Raw genomic sequence first — 18,682 nt, forward strand, 5'->3', positions numbered from 1 at the left:
TCCCCGTGCATCGATGGGTATCGCTGCGCTCCACCCATCCTACAAGAGCAATCCTGCACCCATCGCGATCACGCTCAGCGCCATCGCTGCTGTCGAGAGCCAGCCGAGCCAATAGAGCCAGCCGCCGATCACGAAGCGGCCCATCACATCTCGGCGGCGCGCCATGAACATCAACAGCACCATCACCGGCACGGCGAGCACGCCGTTGACGACTGCGCTCCAGTACAGCGCCGAGATCGGATTGATCGGGGTGAAGTTGAGCGCGATGCCGATTCCGGCCGACAGCGCCAGCACCGAATAGAACGCGATTGCGCGCTTCGGCGCGCGTGACAACCCGACCGGCCAGCGCCGCCCCTCGCCGACCGCATAGGCGGTCGCGCCTGCGAGCACCGGGATCGCCAGCAGTCCCGTGCCGACGATTCCGAGTGCGAAGATCACCTCGGCCAGCGGCCCGGCGATCGGACGCAGCGCCTCGGCGGCTTGCGCCGACGTCTGGATGTCGGTCTTGCCGGCCGCGTGCAGCGATGCGGCGGCCGTGATGATGATCGACAGCGCGATCAGGTTGGAGAACGCCATGCCGGTGATAGTGTCGGCGCGAATCCGGTGGAATTCCTGCTGCGCACCGTATTGCCGCTCGATCAGCGGGTGCTTCGTCGCATCGATGCGCTGCTCCTCGGCCTCCTGCGAGGCCTGCCAGAAGAACAGATAGGGCGAGATCGTGGTGCCGAAGATCGCAACGATGGTGGTGAAATAGTCCGCGCTCCAGCTGATCCGCGGCACCAGCACGCCGGCCAGGGCCTGCGTCCACGACACCTTGGCAAAAGCGAGCGCCGCGACATAGGCGAACAGGCTGAGCGTCAGCCATTTCAGGACGGCGACATAACGCTTGTAGTTCATCAGGATTTGCGCGGCCACCGAGGCGGCGCCGAACAGCACCACATAGAGGATGGCTGGACCGCCGATCAAGAGCTTGGTCGCATCCGCCATCGCCGACAGGTCGGCGGCGATGTTGATGGTATTGGCGATGAACAGCAGCGCGACCACGATCACCAGCAGCCATCCCGGATAGTGCCGGCAGACATTGCCCGAAATGCCGTGCCCGGTGACGCGGCCGACACGCGCGGAAATTTCCTGGATCGCGGTCATCAGCGGAAAGGTCAGCAGCATGGTCCAGCCGATGCCGTAACCGAGCTGCGCGCCGGCCTGGCTGTAGGTGCCGATCCCCGAGGGGTCGTCGTCGGACGCGCCGGTGATCAGACCCGGACCCAGCATCTTCGCGACGCTGCCAAGGCGCGATCGCTCGCCCCGCGCCTTGGTCGGCGACGCAGATTCGTACTGTTGAGGGTGCTGTCGCGAGATCTTCCTGTGCCGCGTCATGTCCGGTTCCAGCCATCGCGACAACGAACTGGATTCGGTCAGGTTCCTCCGACGAAACCCGCCCGAGGCATCCGATCGCTCACGCGATCACGGTGGCGACACCCGGTTCGAGAATCCGCAGGCGCCGGCCGAAGCCGAGCGTGTCGAACGACATCCTGAGATCGGCGGCGCTCTGGCGGAAATGCGCCCAGCCATCGGTATGAACGGGCACGATCACGGCGTCCGCGAAGGCGCGCGCGGTCTCGATCGTGTCGTTGGTGTCCATGGTGAGATGGAACGGGCCGCGGGTCTGTGCGGCGCCGGCGAACGGCAGCACCACGCCGCAATCGAAGCGCCGCGCCACCTCGGCAACGCCGTCGAACCAGGTGGTGTCACCGCTGACATAGACCGGGCGGCCGGGCTTGGCCGGCTCCACGACAAAGCCGATGACGTCGCCGGAGAGCGGCTCGATGCCCGCCGGCCCGTGCCGTGCCGGCGTCGCGGTGACGGTGAGCGTGCGGCCGCCCTTCTTCAGTTCGGTCGAGGCCCACGGCGCAAAACCCTCGGCACTACCGCCGAGCCGTTTGGCGCCGGCCACCGTCGTCAGCACGCGCTTCGCTCGTTTGAGGAAATCGCGGCCGGAATGGTCGAGATTGTCCGAATGCTGGTCGTGGCTCAGCAGCACCGCATCGATCTCGCCGACGTCGCCGGCACTCAGCGCCGGACCGGTCAGCTTCTCCAGTTTCACATGCGGCAATTGATAGTCGCCGGGCGCATCGAAGGTCGGATCGGTGAGCAGGCGGAACCCGTCGATCTCGATCAGCGCGGTGGGGCCGCCGATCAGCGTGATGGTGATGCTCATGTCACACTCCTCTTCGACACCGCGGCTGCGGGACGCGTCACCAGGTAAATGCCGAGCGCGACCGGAACGATCCCGAGCAGGTCACGAAATTCGACATGCTCGCCGAGCACCAGGAACGCGAACAACATGCCGAGCGGCGGCATCAGGAAGTGATAGGCGCTCGCGGCGGTCGCGCCACACACTTTCAGGAGATGAAACCAGAGCAGATAGGCGATGATCGAGCCGCCCAGCACCAGGAAGGCGAAAGCGCCGGCGAGCCGCGCGCTCGGCACGATGTCACCGACGCTGGACAGCGTGACGGCGAACGGCATCACCGCAAGGCCGCCGGCGATGTTCTGGATGCCGTTGCCGATCCACAGGCTGCCCTTCGGCGCCAGCAGCTTGAACAGGATGGTGCCGGCGACGATGGAGGCGAGCGACGCCAGCGTGAACAAGATGCCGTGCGGATCGTCGGTGCCGACCTTCATGCGATGCCAGACGATGAAGGCGACGCCGGCGATGCCGAGCAACAGGCCGAACACCTTGCGCCAGGTCAGCGTCTCGCCGAGCACCAGCGCGGCCAGCATGGCCGTGAACACCGGATTGGCCGAGACGATCAACCCGCCGAGGCCGGCGGAGACGGTCTTCAGCCCGGTGTAGCCGAGCCCGAGATAGAGCGCGTTGTTGGCGACGCCGAGCACGGCAAACACCAGAGCGTCGCGCCAGGTCAGATCCCATTGGTCCCGGCGCAGCCAGGAGACGCCGAGCATCAGGATGCCGGCGAGCGAAAACCGCGCGGTGAGCAGGATCAGCGGCGGGCAGTCGGTGACGCCGATCTTGCCAGCGACGAAGGCGAAGCTCCAGAGCAGGCAGAACACGGCGATCAGCAGCGGCAGGGTGTTGAAGCGGGCGCGCGGGGCGGCCATTGAGGATGCGACGGACATTGGAGTTCTCCTTCGCCCATGATCTAGGTCCGCGCCTTGTTATTTGGAAATTAAATGATAAAATGACATCCAGTTGATTTTCGAATGGAGACAGTGATGCTCGACCTGGAGCTGCTGCGCAGTTTCGTCTCGGTGGTCGATGCCGGCGGCTTCACCCGCGCGGGCGAGCGCGTCCACCGCACCCAGTCGACGGTGAGCCAGCAGATCAAGCGGCTGGAGGAGGACGTCGGCCAGCCGCTTCTGATCCGCAACGGCAAGGACGTGACGCCGACCGAAGCCGGCGAGCGGCTGTTGTCCTATGCGCGGCGACTGCTGGCGCTCGCGGAAGAGGCGCGCGATGTGGTGTCGCAGCCGGGCAATCAAGGCGCAATCCGGCTTGGGGTGAACGAGGATTTCGCCGCGTTCCGGCTGGCCCGGCTGCTGGCCGCCTTCTCGCGCGCGCATCCCGAACTGCGGCTCGACGTCCGCACCGATCAGAGCACGCAGCTGCGCCGCGACCTCGAGCGCGGCGAGCTCGATCTCGCGCTGTTCAAGCGCGCCGCCGGCGAGAAGGGCGGCATCGCCGCATGGCCGGAGCGCGTGCACTGGGTCACCAGCAAGCACCATCCGCGCGACATTACGAGCGGATCGGTGCCGCTGATCGGCTTCCCGCTCGGCTGCCTCTACCGCGCCGGCGCCATCCATGCGCTGGAGAGCGCAGGGCGCAGCTGGCATATGGCCTACACCTCATCGAACCTCTCCGGCATCCAGGCCGCGATCGCGGCCGGCATGGGACTGAGCATTCTCTCGGAAATGGCGATCCAGGCCGATCACCGCGTGCTCACCGCGAAAGAAGGCTTTGCGCCGATCGACAAGACCGAGGTCGCGCTGGTCGCCGCCCCCCAGGCCAGCCCCGCGACGCTGCGGCTGGCGGAACGGCTCGCGGAGTTCTGCGAAACCGTGCAGGTGAAGGCGGCGTGAGAGATGACGCCGCACTTTCGATGTCGTCCCGGCGAAGGCCGGGACCCATAACCACAGGGTTGCGTTGCTGAAGCGAGCTGTGGCCCCAGCGCAGTGTCGCAATAGTCATCGGTGGTTATGGGTCCCGGGTCGCGCTTCGCTTGCCCGGGACGACAGCGAGTGTGTCGCGCGACGCCGTTATCAATAACACCGCGACGCTGCGAACGCGTGTACGCGGTTGTCGCCGAGCACGTGCGCCATGAAGCCCGGCGATCCGAAGATTTTTGCGAACGCCGCGTCGCGGATGCTGAGGCCTCCGGCGTAGGCACCGAACGCCGGCATCACCGCGCGTTCCCCGTCGCTGGCAAAGCAGCGGCGCTCGATCGCGCGGCCGCGGGTCGGCACGCGGGCCTTGGGGTGCAGATGGCCGGCGATCTCGCCGCTCGCACCCGTCGGCTCATGGCGGAACACGATCGGGCCGATCGCGACCTCGGTTGCGACCACGCCGCCGAGATCGGGCGGCAGCGCCGGATCGTGATTGCCCGAGATCCAGATCCAGTTGCGCCGCGCCTGCAGCGCCGCCAGCGCCTCCCGATCCGGCTCCGACAGCCGCTGATGCGCGTTGCGATCGTGAAAGCTGTCACCGAGCGCCATCACCTGCCGCGGATCGTGCCGCGCGATCACGGACGCCAGCCGACTCAGCGTGGCGACGGTGTCGTAGGGCGGCAGCAGCACGCCGCGGGCGGCAAAGCTCGAGCCCTTCTCGAGATGCAGGTCGGAGACGACCAGCAGGCGCTGCTCTTCCCAGAACAGCGCGCCGGAGAAATCGGCGACGAAGCCGACATCGGCCACCGTGACCTTCGCAACGCGCATCTCATCACCATCCAGAACCTGCGCGCTTGCCGTCACGTCCCGTTCCCAGGTTTAAGTCGTCGCCTCCCGCACGAGTTCCTCGGCCGCCTCGGCCAGGAGCTCGTCGGATGCTTCGCCATAAACTGACTCGCGGCCGATTTCCAGCAGCGCGGGCACGGCAAGCGGCGAAACCCGGTCGAGCGCCTTGTGGGTGATTCGCCCCTGGATGCGCGACAGCATGTCGCCCAGACGGCGCAGATCGAGCAGGCCGGTGGCGGCATCGCCGCGGGCGGCGCGCAGCAGCACGTGGTCGGCCTGGTGCTTGCGCAGCACGTCGTAGATCAGGTCGGTCGAGAACAGCACCTGGCGGCGTGACTTCTCCTCGTCGGTGAAGCGGCGGGCGATCAGGCCGGAGATGATGGCGCAGTAACGGAAGGTCCGCTTCATCAGCGCGGATTCCTCGAGCCACGCCTCGAGGTCGTCGCCGAGCATGTCGGGCGCGAACAGCGCGTCGAGATCGAGCTTGCCCTGCCGGATCATCAAGGAGAGATCGCCGACGCCCCAGACCGCGAGCGCATATTCGTTGGCGACGAAGCCGAGCGGACGGGCGCGGGCGCGTTCCAGCCGCCGCGTCAGCAGCATGCCGAGCGTCTGGTGCGCGAGCCGGCCCTCGAAGGGATAGCAGACCAGATAATGGCTGCCGCCGCGCGGAAAGGTTTCGACCAAGAGCTCACGCACCGCAGGCACGCGGGAGAATTTCTTTTGCAGCGACAGCCAGTCGTGCACCTGGTCCGGCAATGCGTTCCAGGCGCTGATATCGTCGAGCAGCTTGCGGACCCGCTCGGCGAGATAGGTCGAGAGCGGAAACTTGCCGCCCATGTAGGACGGCACTTTGGCATCCTTGTCGTTGGCGCGGGAGACATAGACCTGGTCCTCGACCAGCGCCTCGTAGCGCACGACTTCGCCGCCAAAGACAAAGGTGTCGCCGACCACGAGGCCCTCGATGAAGACCTCCTCGATCTCGCCCAGCATGCGGCCGCCGCGCGCGATCGCGCCGGTCGAACCGGATCCGCCGGCGCGCGAGCGCACCAGCCGCACCTTCAGCATGGTCTCCTCGACGATGGTGCCGACGTTGAGGCGGTAGCTCTGCCGCACCTTGGGATTGGCGACCCGCCAGCGGCCCTGCTTGTCCTGCCTGATGCGGGCGAACCGCTCATAGGTCTTCAGCGCGTAGCCGCCGGTGGCGACGAATTCGACGACGTCGTCGAAATCGGTACGCGACAGCGCGGCATAGGGCGCCGCAGTCCTGACCTCGGCGTAGAGCTCGTCGGAGAAGAACGGCTCGCCGCAGGCGCAGCCGAGCACATGCTGCGCCAGCACGTCGAGCGCGCCTGATCGTAGCGGCGGCGTGTCCTGCGCATTCTCGGCGATGGCGTCGATCGCGACGCGGCACTCCAGCACTTCGAAGCGGTTGGCCGGCACCAGCACGGCGCGTGAGGCTTCGTCGAAGCGGTGGTTGGCGCGGCCGATTCTTTGCATCAGCCGCGACGATCCCTTGGGCGCGCCGATATTGATGACGAGGTCGACGTCGCCCCAGTCGACGCCGAGATCGAGCGAGGAGGTGCAGACCACGCCGCGCAGTTTTCCGGCGGCCATCGCCTCCTCGACCTTGCGGCGCTGCGCGACGTCGAGCGAACCGTGATGCAGCGCGATCGCAAGGACGTCGTCGTTCATGCGCCAGAGATCCTGGAACAGCATCTCGGCCTGGCTGCGGGTGTTGACGAACACCAGCGTGGTCTTGTTGCGCTTGATCAGCTCGTAGACCTCGGGCAGCGCATGCCGCGCGCCATGGCCGGACCATGGCAACCGCTCCCTTGTGTCGAGCATCTCGACGACAGGCGGCGCGGCGCCGCCGGCGGTGACGACGTCGGCGGATGCGCGCTCGCCGCCCGGCTGCGGCACCAGGAAACGCGCGAGCTGCTCGGGCTCGGCGACCGTCGCCGAGAGGCCGATGGCGCGCATCTGCGGCGCAATCGTCCACAGCCGGGCCAACCCAAGCGACAGCAGATCGCCGCGCTTGGAGGTGACCAGCGCGTGCAATTCGTCGAGCACGATGCGCTTCAGCGAGGAAAACAGATAGGGCGCGTCGTCGGAGGCGAGCAGCAGCGCGAGCTGCTCCGGCGTGGTGAGCAGAATATCAGGCGGATAGCGCCGCTGGCGCTGCCGCCGCGACCCCGGCGTGTCGCCGGTGCGGGTCTCGATCTTGATCGGCAGCCCCATCTCAGCGACCGGCGTCTCCAGATTGCGCGCGATATCGACCGCGAGCGCCTTCAGCGGCGAGATGTAGAGCGTGTGAAGACCACCGCTGCGGCGGACCGAGCGGCCGGTGGAGACAACACGTGAGGAGGTTCCCGCTGGTAGGGCTCCCTCCCCCCTTGCGAGGGCTCTCTGATCATTTTCCCCGCTCAACTCCACCAGCGTCGGCAGAAACCCCGCCAGCGTCTTGCCGGCGCCGGTCGGTGCGATCAGCAGTGCCGACCGTTGTTCGTGTGCCTTCGCCAGCAGCGCGAGCTGATGCGCGCGCGGTGACCAGCCACGCGAAGCGAACCAGTCGCGAAACCGGCGCGGCAGCAGGTCGGCCGCCTCCGGCGGCGGAGCGGAAAAGAGATCGAGCGTCGACACGCCCAAGAGGTAAGTGGTTGCGGCGGTTTCGTCGAGGGTCGGGCAGAAATGGCGGCAGGTGGCAGAGGGAGCGCCAATCCCTCCACGTCGTCCCGGCGAAGGCCGGGACCCATACGCCGCGGCCCGTGGAACGGGCACAAGCGGCGTCGGCTTTCTGCAACAACTCGACCCTGTGGTAATGGGTCCCGGCCCCCGTGCGCAATTGCGCACTCGGCCGGGACGACGACACCGATTTACCCGCCCCCTACTCCACCACGGGCTTGTCCGAGATATCCCAGTCCTTGCCGTTGAAGATCGAGATGTAGAGCGTCTTCATCGGCGTGTAGTCGTCGGGCGTATAGCTGTAATTGACGCCGTCGAGGAAGAACGGCGAGTGGAAGCCGGCGAGCGTCGAGGCGTGCTTCAGCACGTTGGCGCGGGTCATCTCGTCGCCGCAGCGGCGCAGGATTTCCGCCATGGTCACGACCTGGCCATAGCCGGCATAGGCGATGGTGTTGTCAGGGTCGATATTGGGCAGGTAGGTCTTGCGCAGCGCCTCGAACGCCATCGAGTCCGGATCCTTCTCCCAGCGCCCCGGCCCCGCTTCCTTGGCGTAGCGGATCGCGACGATGTCCTTGGCGTTCTCGAAGCCGGCGGCACTGAGGATCGAGCGGCCGGTCGAGCCTGCCGACAACAGCTGCAGCGGCTTCCAGCCGAGCTCGGCGACCTTGCGGATCGACTGCGACGTCGCCTTGCCGGTGGTGATGTTGTAGAAAACGTCCGCGCCGGACTTCGAGAGATTGATGAGCTGGGAATCGACCGTCGGATCGGTGAGATCGTAGGTCTGCTCCATGATCACCTGCGCGCTGCCGCCGGCATCGGCCAGCACCTTCTTGAACGGGCCGAGGAAGTCGCGGCCGAAATCGTCGTTCTGGTAGAGGATGCCGACCTTGGCGTTCGGCTTCACGGCAACGACGTGCTTGGCCAGGATCCGCCCTTCGGTCGGATAGAGCGGCAGGCCCGCCATGGTCCATTTGTTGTTCTTCGGATCGTTCCACTTCGAGGCGCCGGTGTTGAGCAAGAGCTGCGGCACGCCCTTGGAATTGAGATATTTGTGCACGGCGGTCTGCGGCGCGGTGCCGAGCGAGCCGTACAGCGCCAGCACCTCTTCCTGCTCCACGAGACGGCGCGTCGCCTCGACGCATTTCGGCGCGCTGTAGGCGTCGTCCATGGTGAGGAATTTCACCTTGCGGCCGTTGATGCCGCCCTTCTCGTTGATCATCTGGAAATAGGCTTCGCCGACGCGGCCGAGCACGCCATAGAGCGAGCCGGGACCCGAATGCGGCACGGTCTGGCCGAGCTTGATCTCGGTGTCGCTGGCGCCCGGATCGTATTTCTTTTCAGCCGCCCACACGAACGGTGCGGGCAAAACCGACGCTGCAACGGCCGACAATGCAATGGCGCCGAATTCGCGCCGGGTCTGCTTTTTCATTGTTTCTCTCCCTGGAGAGCAAGCTGTCGCATTCCGTTTTGCGGCGGGCAAGCACGGAGTCAAAGGTTCGCGGCGTCATGCCACGCCACGGCAAATGCGTAGCGTGTAGACTCAAGTTTCTTACCTTCTCCCTTGCGGGAGAAGGTGAAGGATCACGGCTTCACGGCGACAGCGACCAGTCCGGGCGCGGGGATATTATCTTCATTACGTGCGGACAGATTGTCGAGATGGGCCAAAGTGAGCCCCGCGGTGGCAACGGACGCGCGCACATAAGCCGCACTGTGCGCGTAGCGCAGGCCATCGCCGACGATGACACCCTCCCCGTCATGCGTCTCGGCCGTGAACGCCAGCACGCCACCCGGGACCAGCACGCGCCGTGCTTCGGCAAGCACCGGCGCGAGATCGGCGACATAGACCATCGCATCCGCGGCGAGGATCAATTCGGCGCTGGCATCGGGCTTGCTCGAAATGCCCTTCAGCATGTCGTCGACCTCGAGCTCGGCATAGAGGCCGGTTGCGCGCGATTTCTCGATCATGCGCGGTGACAGGTCGATACCGATGAAATGGTCGACGTGCTTCGCGAAGGCGTCGGCCGCAAGGCCGGTGCCGCAGCCGAGATCGATCGCGCGCTTGAAGAAGGCCGGCTTCTTGACGGAAGCGCGCACCGACAGTACCGCCTTGAACAGCAGCGCCGGCCCGCGATAGTCGAGACCGCCGACGAGGGCAGCTTCGAAGCGCGGCGCATATTGGTCGAACAGCGCCTGCACATAGGCCGGCGGCATTCCGGCAACCGCCTCGGCGCCGAGCTGCATCAGGCGCAGGCTGGCACCGTGATGGTCGTCGGGATCGGCCTCGCGCGCGGCGCGGAAGGCCGCGAGCGCCGCCTCACGCTGCCCGAGCTGCTTGCGGATCTCGCCCAGCGTGAACCAGGCCGAGGCGAATTTCGGCGCAAGCTCGATCGCCTGTTCGAGCACCTCGGCCGCGGCAGGCAAATCGCCCTTCAGTTGCAGGTCGCGGGCGAATTCGTAGCGGCGGTCGGCGACGAGATCGCCGGAGGACAGGAACAGGCGGAGGGGCATTCTAGAACCGGTTGTCATGGCCGGGGTCCTGTCCCCGACCCGATCGGGGATGACCGGTCATCCATCAAAGGGAGAACTTTTTCCGGAGATGGATGCGCGGGTCAAGCCCGCGCTTGACGGCTAAACATCGCGGATCGCGTGCCTATATTGAGGCCATGCGCCCGCAAGACATCCTGATGCCCGTTCCCGCCGGCCTGTGCTGCAAGGCGGGCGGCTTCCACATCGATCCTGTGCGGCCGGTCGAGCGTGCGCTGATTACCCACGGCCATTCCGACCATGCCCGCCCCGGCCACGGCGCGGTGCTCGCGACGCAGGAGACGCTCGACATGATGCGGCTGCGCTATGGCGAGAATTTTGCGGGTTCGACCCAGGCGGTCAGCTACGGCGAGGCGATCCAGCTCGGCGACGTCACGGTCAGCTTCCATCCCGCCGGCCATGTGCTGGGCTCGGCCCAGATCGCGGTGACCTGCAAGGGCACCCGCATCGTCGCCTCCGGCGATTACAAGGACGCGCGCGACCCGACCTGCGCGCCGTTCGAGCTGGTGCCTTGCGACGTCTTCATCACCGAGGCAACGTTCGGCCTGCCGGTGTTCCGCCATGGCGACGCCGCCGCCGAGGTGAACAAGCTGCTGGCATCCGTCAAACTGTTTCCGGAGCGCGCGCATCTGGTCGGCGCCTACTCGCTCGGCAAGGCGCAACGCGTGATCGCACTGCTGCGCGAGGCCGGCTACGACGCGCCGATCTACCTGCACGGCGCGATGGAGAAGATCACCTACTATTATCAGGAGCGCGGGATTGCGCTCGGCGAGCTCAGGCCGGCACGCGGCATGAAGAAGGCCGAGCTCGCCGGCACCATCACGCTGGCGCCGCCGAGCGCGACATCCGACGTCTGGACGCGGCGCTTCCCCGATCCGGTCACCGCCTTTGCCTCGGGCTGGATGCGGGTGCGCGCCCGCGCTCGCCAAGGCGGCATCGAATTGCCGCTGGTGATCTCTGATCATGCCGACTGGGATGGGCTGACGGCGACGATTGACGCCACCGGCGCCGGCGAGATCTGGGTGACGCACGGCCAGGAAGACGCGCTGGTGCATTGGTGCAAGACCAGGGGTCTTGCGGCGCGGCCGCTCGATCTGGTCGGCTATGGCGACGAGGACGAAGGCGAGACGGCGGCGGTCAGCGAGGCCGAGCCGGCCGGCGAGGCAGACGCATGAACCGCTTCGCCCAATTGCTCGACCGCCTCGCCTACGAGCCCGGCCGCAACAACAAGATCAAGCTGCTGGTTGCCTATTTCCGCGAGACCGAGGACCCCGACCGCGGCTACGCGCTGGCGGCGCTGACCGGCGCGCTGTCGTTCAAGCACGCCAAGCCCGGCCTGATCCGCGACCTGATCACGGAGCGGGCCGATCCGGTGCTGTTCGGCTATTCGTACGATTACGTCGGCGATCTCTCCGAGACGGTTGCACTGATGTGGCCGAAGGCGGTCGGTGCATCTCACAACGAATCCTTGCTGGGCCACCCCTCTCCCCAACCCTCCCCCGCAAGGGGGGAGGGAGCCCAACCGTCGTGCTCACCTCACAGCGCTCTTGAGGTGATTGACGGAAGTAAGGGACGCGACGGCGGACAGGCTCCCTCCCCCCTTGCGGGGGAGGGAGGGGGAGAGGGGTACCGCGGGCGAGATGCCAGCGAGATCACTCGCACCCACAACAACCCGCCACCCCCGACCCTCACCGACGTCGTCACCACGCTGCGCACGCTCGGCAAGGCCGAGCTGCCGGCGCAGCTCGCGCGCTGGCTGGACGAGCTCGACGAGACCGGGCGCTGGGCGCTGCTGAAGCTCGTCACCGGCGCGATGCGGATCGGCATTTCGGCGCGGCTGGCGAAGACCGCGGCCGCCGCGCTCGGCGACAAGGACCCGCACGAGATCGAGCTGATGTGGCCGGGGCTGGCGCCGCCCTATCTCGACCTGTTCGCCTGGCTGGAGGGCCGCGGCGACAAGCCGGTCAACCGCGATCCGACCCCGTTCCGTCCGGTGATGCTGGCGCATGCGATCGAGGACACGGATTTCGCCAACCTCGACGCTGCCGATTTCAGCGCGGAGTGGAAATGGGACGGCATCCGCGTGCAGGCGGTGTCCGGGCGCGACGAGCGCGGTCACGTCCAGGCCCGGCTCTATTCGCGCACTGGTGAAGACATCACCGGCAGCTTTCCGGACCTGGTGCCGTCGCTGCATCTGCCCGGCGCTGTTGACGGCGAGCTGTTGGTGCTGCGCGACGGTCGCGTGCAGACCTTCAACGTGCTGCAGCAGCGGCTCAACCGCAAAGTGGTCTCGCCAAAGCTGATCAAGGAATTTCCGATCCATCTGCGCGCCTACGACCTGCTCGGCGACGACGAGAACGATCTGCGCGAGCTGCCCTTCGTCGAACGCCGCGCCCATCTCGAGCGCTTTGTCGCCAAGCTGAGCGACCCGCGCATCGACCTGTCGCCGACGATTCGGTTCGCGAGCTGGGACGAATTGGCCGCGGCGCGTGCCGATCCGAAAAGCGCCGGTGCGGGTGACGATGCCGACGCGGTCGAGGGCGTCATGCTGAAGCGGCGCGACGCACCCTATCTTCCCGGACGACCGAAGGGGCCGTGGTGGAAATGGAAGCGCGACCCGCACATCATCGACGCCGTGCTGATGTATGCCCAGCGCGGCCACGGCAAGCGCTCGTCCTATTACTCCGACTACACGTTCGGCGTCTGGACCCGCGGTGAGAACGGCGAAGAACTGGTGCCGGTCGGAAAAGCCTATTTCGGCTTCACCGACGAGGAGCTGTTGCAGATCGACCGCTTCGTTCGCCGCAACACTACGGAAAAATTCGGCCCCGTCCGCCATGTCGTGCACGAGCCGGACCAGGGGCTGGTGCTGGAGGTCGCCTTCGAGGGCTTGCAGCGCTCGCCGCGCCACAAATCCGGCGTCGCGATGCGCTTTCCGCGCATCAGCCGGCTGCGTTGGGACAAACCGCCGCGCGAGGCCGATCGGCTGGAGACGCTTGAACGGATGTTAATCAGTATGACAGGAAGTTAAACCCGAAATGGGCATGGCGGATATTGATCGCGGCCCGCGGGTTTCCCATGTGCTTGGCCGTGATTTATAATTGCCAGGCGATTCCGCCAGACCTTGGTTCTGATGATATCAGAACCAAGGTCTGGGTTTGATCTTGACGCGTTCTCTTCACGCGAACCGGTCCGCTTCGCTTGAAAACGCTATTGGAGACAGTGATGCCGAACGACATCAGGGACTTGCCGGCCAGCCAGAATGACGGCCTGTACCGCTTCCTCGGCGGATCGCCGCTCGCGGTGGCATTTCGGCTGATCCTGCTCTCGATCCTGGTCGGCGTCGTGCTCGCCACCGTTGGATTCGATCCCTGGAACATCCTCTACAGCATCCGCAAGCTATTCCAGAACATCTGGGATTTCGGCTTCGACGCGATCAACTGGGCCTGGCGCTACTTCCTGCTCGGCGCCGTGGTCGTGCTCCCGATCTGGTTGCTGTCGCGGCTGTTCGGCGCACCGCGGGGCCGCTGATTGCAGCTTGTCGGCTGTCCCTTCGCCAGCGCATTGCTCTGAGGACAATTCGGGCATGGCCGAGGCACGGATCGGGCGATAGAAGCGTGCATTGTTCACAACCATAGCCATGCACGCGCCCATTCATCCCCGGATCACCTCGCGCCAGGTGTTCGCCATCGCCGGTCCCGCGATGGTCGCGAACCTGACCACGCCATTGATCGGCATCGTCTCGACCACGGCGATCGGCCGCCTCGACGATGCCGCGCTGCTCGGCGGCGTGGCGATGGCCTCCGTCATCTTCGACTGCCTGTTCTGGCTGTTCGCGTTCCTGCGCATGAGCACGCTGGCCTTCACCGCGCAGGCGCTGGGCGCCGGCGAGACGCAGGAATTCGCCGCGATCCTGGTGCGCGGCTTCATCGTCGCCGGCCTGATCGGCACAGCCTTGATCGTTTTGCAGGTGCCGCTCGCCGCGGTCACGTTCCAGCTGATGGGCGGCAGCGAAGGCGTGACGCGCGCCGCAAAAACCTACTTCATGATCCGGATCTGGTCGGCGCCACTGGCGCTCGCCAATTACGTCATCCTCGGCTGGCTGGTCGGACAGGCGCGCGCCAACACCGCGCTGCTGCTGCAGATCGTGATCAACCTGATCAATGTGGCAGCGACCGTGCTGCTGGTCTCGGTCTACCGCACCGGCATCGCGGGTGCTGCGATTGCCGCCGTGGCGGCGGAGGCGACCGGTTTCGCGCTCGGCGCCCTGGTGGCGTGGCGGCTCGCACGGACGGACCTCGTGCTGTCGCGCGCCATGCTGTTCGACCGCACCAAGCTGATGCGGATGCTGGCGGTCAACCGCGACATCATGATCCGCACCGCGGCGCTGATCATCGTGTTCCTGTTCTTCACCGCCAAGGGCGCGCGCGACGGCGACGTGACCCTGGCGGCGAATTCGGTGCTGAACAATTTCCTGCTGGTCTCGGCGTTCTTCCTCGATGGTCTCGCCAACGCCGCCCAGCAACTCTGCGGCCGCGCCTTCGGTGCGCGCGACGCCAGGGGCTTTGCCGATTCGACCCGGCTGGTGCTGACATGGGGCACAGGCTTCGCGCTTGCCGTCTCGGTCATCTTCGCGCTGTTCGGGCCCGACCTGATCGACCTCATGACGACGAACGCCGAGGTGCGCCGCTATGCCCGCGATTTCCTGCTGTTCGTGATCCTGGCGCCGTTGCCCGGCGTGTTCGCCTTCGGCTTCGACGGCATCTATGTCGGCGCCACCTGGGCGCGCGAGATGCGCAACCTGATGCTGCTGTCGCTGTTGGCGTTCCTGGCGGTCTGGTGGGCGCTCAGTTCATTCGGCAACAGCGGCCTGTGGGCCGCGCTGCTCTGCTTCTACATCGCCCGCGGCAGCTTTCAGGGGCTGCGCTATCCGGCGCTGCTGCGAAGATCGTTCAAATCGTAGTTCATATGCGGCTGTCTTAGCCCGAATGAAGCTGTCATCGTCCGCGAAAGCGGGCGATCCAGTATTCCGGGGACGTCAGGATCAAAATCCAGAAGCCGCGGCGTACTGGATCCCCCGCCTGCGCGGGGGATGACAGTGGCGTGGGTGGCGCTCCGCACCTACCTTACCGGCCACTCCTCGGCGGTGATGGTCGCAGCATCGGCGCCGACGATCTCGGACAGCGAATCGCGCCCCGTCCGCAGCAATGTCGACGACAGGTCGCGCTTGATGTCCTCGACCAGGCCGATGCCCTTGTAGACCAGCGAGGAATAGAGCTGGATCAGGCTGGCGCCGGCGCGGATCTTGGTCAGCGCGGCACCACCGGAATCGATGCCGCCGACACCGATCAACGGGAAGGCGCCTTCGACGCGCACATAGGTCTCAGCCACCATCCGCGTCGAGAGCCGGTAGAGCGGCCGGCCGGACAGGCCGCCCTGCTCCTGCGCCCGGGTCTCCTCGCGCAAGGTCGTGGGGCGTGCCAGCGTGGTGTTGGCGACGATCATGCCGTCGACCCGCCGCGAGCGGGCGATGTGCACGACGTCGTCGAGCTCGGCGAGGCTGAGGTCAGGCGCGATCTTCAGCAGCACCGGCGAATCGCCGGCGTTCCTGCGCACCCGCTCGCGGGTATCGATCACGCGCGACAGGAGATCGTCGAGCGCGGCCGATTGCTGCAGGTTGCGCAGGCCCGGCGTGTTCGGCGAGGAGACGTTGACGGTGAAATAGCTCGCCACCGGCGCAAAGGTCTCGATCAGCTTGACATAGTCGGCGACACGGTCGGATGAATCCTTGTTGGCGCCGACATTGACGCCGATGATGCCGCCGCCGCTGGCGCGGGTGGCGAGCCGGCGCAGCACGGCGTCCGCGCCATCATTGTTGAAGCCCATCCGGTTGATCACGCCCTCGTCGCGCTCGAGCCTAAACAGCCGCGGCCTCGGGTTGCCGGCCTGCGGCTTCGGCGTCACCGAGCCGATCTCGACAAAGCCGAAGCCGAGCCGCAGCAGTGCATCGGGCACCTCGGCGCTCTTGTCGAAGCCTGCCGCCATGCCGACCGGGTTCGGGAAGTTCAGGCCGAAGGCGCGCACCGCGAGCTTGGGATCGTCCACCCGCTGCCGGATCGGCGGCAGCAATTTCAAGCCCTGGATCGCCATGCGGTGGGCATCCTCGGGATCGAACCAGCGCAGCAGCGGCAGCGAGAAGGCGTCGAAGGCGCGGATCACGGCTTCAACTCCGGAACATCGTGGCCGCCGTCGGAGCGTGCGCGCAAATCGAGGATCTCGGTGACCGCGCCGAGGTCGAGCTCGCCATAGAGATGCGGAAACAATTCGTCGTTGCGCGACGGCTCCCAGCGCAGCGCGTCACCGAGCGCATCGGCATCGACCGCGACCAGGAATAGACCGGTCTGCCCGGAATAATGCTTACGGGCAGTCTCGGCGACCTGGGAGGCGGTGGAGAAATGGATGTAGCCGTCGCGCAGGTCGTCCGCACTGCCCCGGTACACGCCCTGCCGCTCGGCCTCGCGCCAGGCCGAGGCGGGGGTGATTTTGTAGATCATAGGCACGTGCCGACGTTCCCTTTTGTCCTTGAGTCTCTTGTTTGTCCTTGAGTCTCTTGGGCTTTTATCCGGATTGACCGATGGTCCCCAGACGCGGGCGACCGTATCGGCGGCGGCGCCGCAACTCAAGCGGCGCTGCGCAATACCTCTCGACAGAATTGCAGAGACGGCCGGTTTGAGGTAATAATTCCTAGAGCTTTCCCGGGATGCCCTCGATGGCCAAACAACCCAAAGCCGCTCGCCCCCTCACCCACGCCCAGGTCTGGGCGGCGCTCGACCGGCTCGCCGAGCGCGCCGGACTGTCGCCGTCCGGCCTCGCCAAGCGGGCCGGCCTCGACCCCACCACGTTCAACAAATCCAAGCGCATCACCGGCGACGGGCGCGAGCGCTGGCCGTCGACCGAGTCGGTCTCGAAGGCGCTGGCCGCGACCAATGCCAGCATGGAGACCTTCGTGCAGCTGTTGGGCGATGGCGGCCGCGGCGGCCAGTCGGTGCCGCTGCTCGGCTTCGCCCAGGCCGGCGCCGGCGGCTATTTCGACGACAGCGGCTTTCCCGCCGGCAAGGGTTGGGACGAGATCGCGCTGCCCGGGACCAGCGACGAGCACGCCTATGCGCTGGAGATCGAGGGCGATTCGATGAAGCCGGCCTATCGCGAGGGCGACATCATCGTGGTCTCGCCCGCCACCGCGATCCGCCGCGGCGATCGCGTCGTGGTGCGCACCTCAGGCGGCGAGGTGATGGTGAAGGAGCTGAAGCGGCGCAGCGCCAAGCTCCTGGAGCTCGCATCGCTGAACCCCGAGCATCCCGACCGCATGCTGGATGCCGAGGAGGTCGAATGGATCGCGCGGATCGTGTGGGTGAGCCAGTAGCGACGCGACTCATTCGCCACAAAACCGATGTCCTCCCGGCGCAGGCCGGGACCCATACGCGGCGGCCGGCGCAATGGGCAAGCGGCGAGACGGCTTTCTAACAACAACCATTCGTGGTCATGGGTCCCGGCCTTCGCCGGGACGACGGCGGTGTTTGAGGCGAACTACGTCGCGTAGTCCGGCTCCTTGCGGTCCAGCATCCGCTTCAGCGCATCGAAATGCCGCTGCGACGGGCTCGGGCCGTTGTAGAGGTGATCGTCGCGGAAATCGCGCTTGGTCTTCTCGACCACCTGCGCCGGCAATTGCTTCAGCGGCTGCTGGGTCCACATCGCGTAGATCTGCACCTGCGCGGCGCGCTCGGTGTAATAGAGCCGGTCGTAAGCATCCGCGACGGTCGCGCCGACCGTCGAGATGCCGTGATTGGCCATGAACAGGATCGACTTGTTGCCGATCACCTGCGCCAGCCGCGCGCCCTCGGCCGGATCGAGCGCCGGTCCGGTGTAGAGATCGTCATAGGCGATCGCCTCCGACAGCCCGACTTCGGTCTGGCCGATCTCCTTGATGCGGGGATCCTCCAGCCGCGTCAGCGCGCTCGCGAACGGCATATGGGTGTGGAACACGGCTTTCGCCTGCGGCAGCGCCTTGTGGATCGGCGCATGGATGCAATAGCAGGAGCGCTCGACCTCGCCCTCGCCGCGCTTCACCTTTCCATCATCGATGCCGACCTCCATGAACGAGGACGCCGTGACCTCCGACCAGTGCATGCCGAACGGGATCTGATAGTAGCGATCGCTGCGGCCCGGCACCACCAAGGTGAGATGATTGAAGATGCCTTCGGAAAAGCCGTGGTTGAAGGCGAGCCGATGCGCCGCCGCGAGATCGACCCGCGCCTGCCATTCCTCGGCGCTGCTGTCGTTTTGTAACGATGCCGGCGAAACCCTGAACTGCATGCGCGTGCTCCCATGTTGATTTTATGGAACGAGTGTAGCGCAATCCGGCGCAAAGCTCCGGTGTAATTGCCGATGAGCTGCCATCCGGATTTTACGGGCTTGGACCGCA

Annotated in this window: 16 protein-coding genes; 6 read left to right on the forward strand and 10 right to left on the reverse strand. The window is 66.3% G+C overall.

Translation table 11 applies throughout. The features are described from left to right. Window positions 1-39: 39 nt before the first annotated feature. From IC762_RS33595 to IC762_RS33605, 3 genes are all read right to left on the reverse strand, one after another. On the reverse strand, window positions 40-1,377 hold the full coding sequence (locus IC762_RS33595; RefSeq protein WP_433995867.1) for an NRAMP family divalent metal transporter: 1,338 nt from the start codon (window positions 1,375-1,377) through the stop codon (window positions 40-42). A 79-nt stretch (window positions 1,378-1,456) separates the two neighbouring features. Then, window positions 1,457-2,218 (reverse strand): MBL fold metallo-hydrolase, encoded by a 762-nt coding sequence (locus IC762_RS33600; protein ID WP_195786358.1) that lies wholly within the window; start codon window positions 2,216-2,218, stop codon window positions 1,457-1,459. Next, window positions 2,215-3,141: a DMT family transporter gene (locus tag IC762_RS33605; RefSeq protein WP_195786359.1), complete on the reverse strand. Its 927-nt coding sequence runs from the start codon at window positions 3,139-3,141 to the stop codon at window positions 2,215-2,217. The genes IC762_RS33600 and IC762_RS33605 overlap by 4 nt, the downstream gene beginning before the upstream one ends. Window positions 3,142-3,237: 96 nt before the next feature. Between IC762_RS33605 and IC762_RS33610 the strand changes: the two genes are divergently transcribed. After that, complete coding sequence (locus tag IC762_RS33610; RefSeq protein WP_195786360.1) at window positions 3,238-4,101, forward strand: LysR family transcriptional regulator; 864 nt, start codon at window positions 3,238-3,240, stop codon at window positions 4,099-4,101. A 180-nt stretch (window positions 4,102-4,281) separates the two neighbouring features. Here the strand turns inward: IC762_RS33610 and pdeM are convergent, their stop codons facing one another. From pdeM to IC762_RS33630, 4 genes are all read right to left on the reverse strand, one after another. Then, on the reverse strand, window positions 4,282-4,953 hold the full coding sequence (pdeM, locus tag IC762_RS33615; RefSeq protein WP_195786361.1) for a ligase-associated DNA damage response endonuclease PdeM: 672 nt from the start codon (window positions 4,951-4,953) through the stop codon (window positions 4,282-4,284). 51 nt (window positions 4,954-5,004) lie between these two features. Continuing rightward, a complete protein-coding gene (locus tag IC762_RS33620) occupies window positions 5,005-7,614 on the reverse strand; it encodes a ligase-associated DNA damage response DEXH box helicase (protein WP_195790402.1) in 2,610 nt (869 codons plus the stop codon). Between the two features lie 244 nt (window positions 7,615-7,858). Then, window positions 7,859-9,085 (reverse strand): ABC transporter substrate-binding protein, encoded by a 1,227-nt coding sequence (locus IC762_RS33625; RefSeq protein ID WP_195786362.1) that lies wholly within the window; start codon window positions 9,083-9,085, stop codon window positions 7,859-7,861. 152 nt (window positions 9,086-9,237) lie between these two features. Next, complete coding sequence (locus IC762_RS33630) at window positions 9,238-10,164, reverse strand: class I SAM-dependent DNA methyltransferase (protein ID WP_195786363.1); 927 nt, start codon at window positions 10,162-10,164, stop codon at window positions 9,238-9,240. Between the two features lie 155 nt (window positions 10,165-10,319). Here IC762_RS33630 and IC762_RS33635 point away from each other — a divergent pair, with 155 nt between their 5' ends. The 4 genes from IC762_RS33635 (at window position 10,320) to IC762_RS33650 (ending at window position 15,163) form a co-directional block, all read left to right on the forward strand. Then, window positions 10,320-11,375, forward strand: a complete 1,056-nt coding sequence (locus IC762_RS33635; RefSeq protein WP_195786364.1) for a ligase-associated DNA damage response exonuclease — start codon at window positions 10,320-10,322, stop codon at window positions 11,373-11,375. Continuing rightward, window positions 11,372-13,231 (forward strand): cisplatin damage response ATP-dependent DNA ligase, encoded by a 1,860-nt coding sequence (locus IC762_RS33640; RefSeq protein WP_195786365.1) that lies wholly within the window; start codon window positions 11,372-11,374, stop codon window positions 13,229-13,231. Before IC762_RS33635 ends, IC762_RS33640 begins: the two co-directional genes overlap by 4 nt. A 194-nt stretch (window positions 13,232-13,425) precedes the next feature. Next, window positions 13,426-13,731: a DUF6460 domain-containing protein gene (locus IC762_RS33645; RefSeq protein ID WP_195786366.1), complete on the forward strand. Its 306-nt coding sequence runs from the start codon at window positions 13,426-13,428 to the stop codon at window positions 13,729-13,731. Window positions 13,732-13,840: 109 nt separating this feature from the next. Beyond that, window positions 13,841-15,163 (forward strand): MATE family efflux transporter, encoded by a 1,323-nt coding sequence (locus IC762_RS33650; RefSeq protein WP_195786367.1) that lies wholly within the window; start codon window positions 13,841-13,843, stop codon window positions 15,161-15,163. A gap of 158 nt (window positions 15,164-15,321) precedes the next feature. Here IC762_RS33650 and IC762_RS33655 read toward each other — a convergent pair whose 3' ends face one another. Both IC762_RS33655 and IC762_RS33660 read right to left on the reverse strand, forming a co-directional pair. Further along, the gene (locus tag IC762_RS33655; protein WP_195786368.1) at window positions 15,322-16,419 is read right to left on the reverse strand and encodes a quinone-dependent dihydroorotate dehydrogenase; all 1,098 of its coding nucleotides are present in this window, start codon (window positions 16,417-16,419) and stop codon (window positions 15,322-15,324) included. After that, entirely contained in the window at window positions 16,416-16,760 is a 345-nt protein-coding gene (locus tag IC762_RS33660) for a DUF952 domain-containing protein (protein ID WP_195786369.1), read from the reverse strand. The genes IC762_RS33655 and IC762_RS33660 overlap by 4 nt, the downstream gene beginning before the upstream one ends. 209 nt (window positions 16,761-16,969) lie before the next feature. Between IC762_RS33660 and IC762_RS33665 the strand changes: the two genes are divergently transcribed. Then, window positions 16,970-17,623: a S24 family peptidase gene (locus tag IC762_RS33665; RefSeq protein WP_195786370.1), complete on the forward strand. Its 654-nt coding sequence runs from the start codon at window positions 16,970-16,972 to the stop codon at window positions 17,621-17,623. 164 nt (window positions 17,624-17,787) lie between these two features. Here the strand turns inward: IC762_RS33665 and IC762_RS33670 are convergent, their stop codons facing one another. Then, window positions 17,788-18,573 carry a class II aldolase/adducin family protein gene (locus tag IC762_RS33670; protein ID WP_195786371.1) on the reverse strand — a complete coding sequence of 262 codons (786 nt, stop codon included), beginning with the start codon at window positions 18,571-18,573 and terminating at the stop codon, window positions 17,788-17,790. Window positions 18,574-18,682 lie beyond the last annotated feature (109 nt).

Source organism: Bradyrhizobium genosp. L (assembly GCF_015624485.1).
Classification (GTDB): Bacteria; Pseudomonadota; Alphaproteobacteria; order Rhizobiales; family Xanthobacteraceae; genus Bradyrhizobium.

Bases quoted from the DNA above. Each gene is read 5' to 3' on its own strand.
- IC762_RS33595 (WP_433995867.1), bottom strand. From the start codon at position 1,377: ATGACGCGGCACAGGAAGATCTCGCGACAGCACCCTCAACAGTACGAA.
- IC762_RS33600 (WP_195786358.1), bottom strand. From the start codon at position 2,218: ATGAGCATCACCATCACGCTGATCGGCGGCCCCACCGCGCTGATCGAG.
- IC762_RS33605 (WP_195786359.1), bottom strand. From the start codon at position 3,141: ATGTCCGTCGCATCCTCAATGGCCGCCCCGCGCGCCCGCTTCAACACC.
- IC762_RS33610 (WP_195786360.1), top strand. From the start codon at position 3,238: ATGCTCGACCTGGAGCTGCTGCGCAGTTTCGTCTCGGTGGTCGATGCC.
- pdeM (WP_195786361.1), bottom strand. From the start codon at position 4,953: ATGCGCGTTGCGAAGGTCACGGTGGCCGATGTCGGCTTCGTCGCCGAT.
- IC762_RS33625 (WP_195786362.1), bottom strand. From the start codon at position 9,085: ATGAAAAAGCAGACCCGGCGCGAATTCGGCGCCATTGCATTGTCGGCC.
- IC762_RS33630 (WP_195786363.1), bottom strand. From the start codon at position 10,164: ATGCCCCTCCGCCTGTTCCTGTCCTCCGGCGATCTCGTCGCCGACCGC.
- IC762_RS33635 (WP_195786364.1), top strand. From the start codon at position 10,320: ATGCGCCCGCAAGACATCCTGATGCCCGTTCCCGCCGGCCTGTGCTGC.
- IC762_RS33640 (WP_195786365.1), top strand. From the start codon at position 11,372: ATGAACCGCTTCGCCCAATTGCTCGACCGCCTCGCCTACGAGCCCGGC.
- IC762_RS33645 (WP_195786366.1), top strand. From the start codon at position 13,426: ATGCCGAACGACATCAGGGACTTGCCGGCCAGCCAGAATGACGGCCTG.
- IC762_RS33650 (WP_195786367.1), top strand. From the start codon at position 13,841: ATGCACGCGCCCATTCATCCCCGGATCACCTCGCGCCAGGTGTTCGCC.
- IC762_RS33665 (WP_195786370.1), top strand. From the start codon at position 16,970: ATGGCCAAACAACCCAAAGCCGCTCGCCCCCTCACCCACGCCCAGGTC.
- IC762_RS33670 (WP_195786371.1), bottom strand. From the start codon at position 18,573: ATGCAGTTCAGGGTTTCGCCGGCATCGTTACAAAACGACAGCAGCGCC.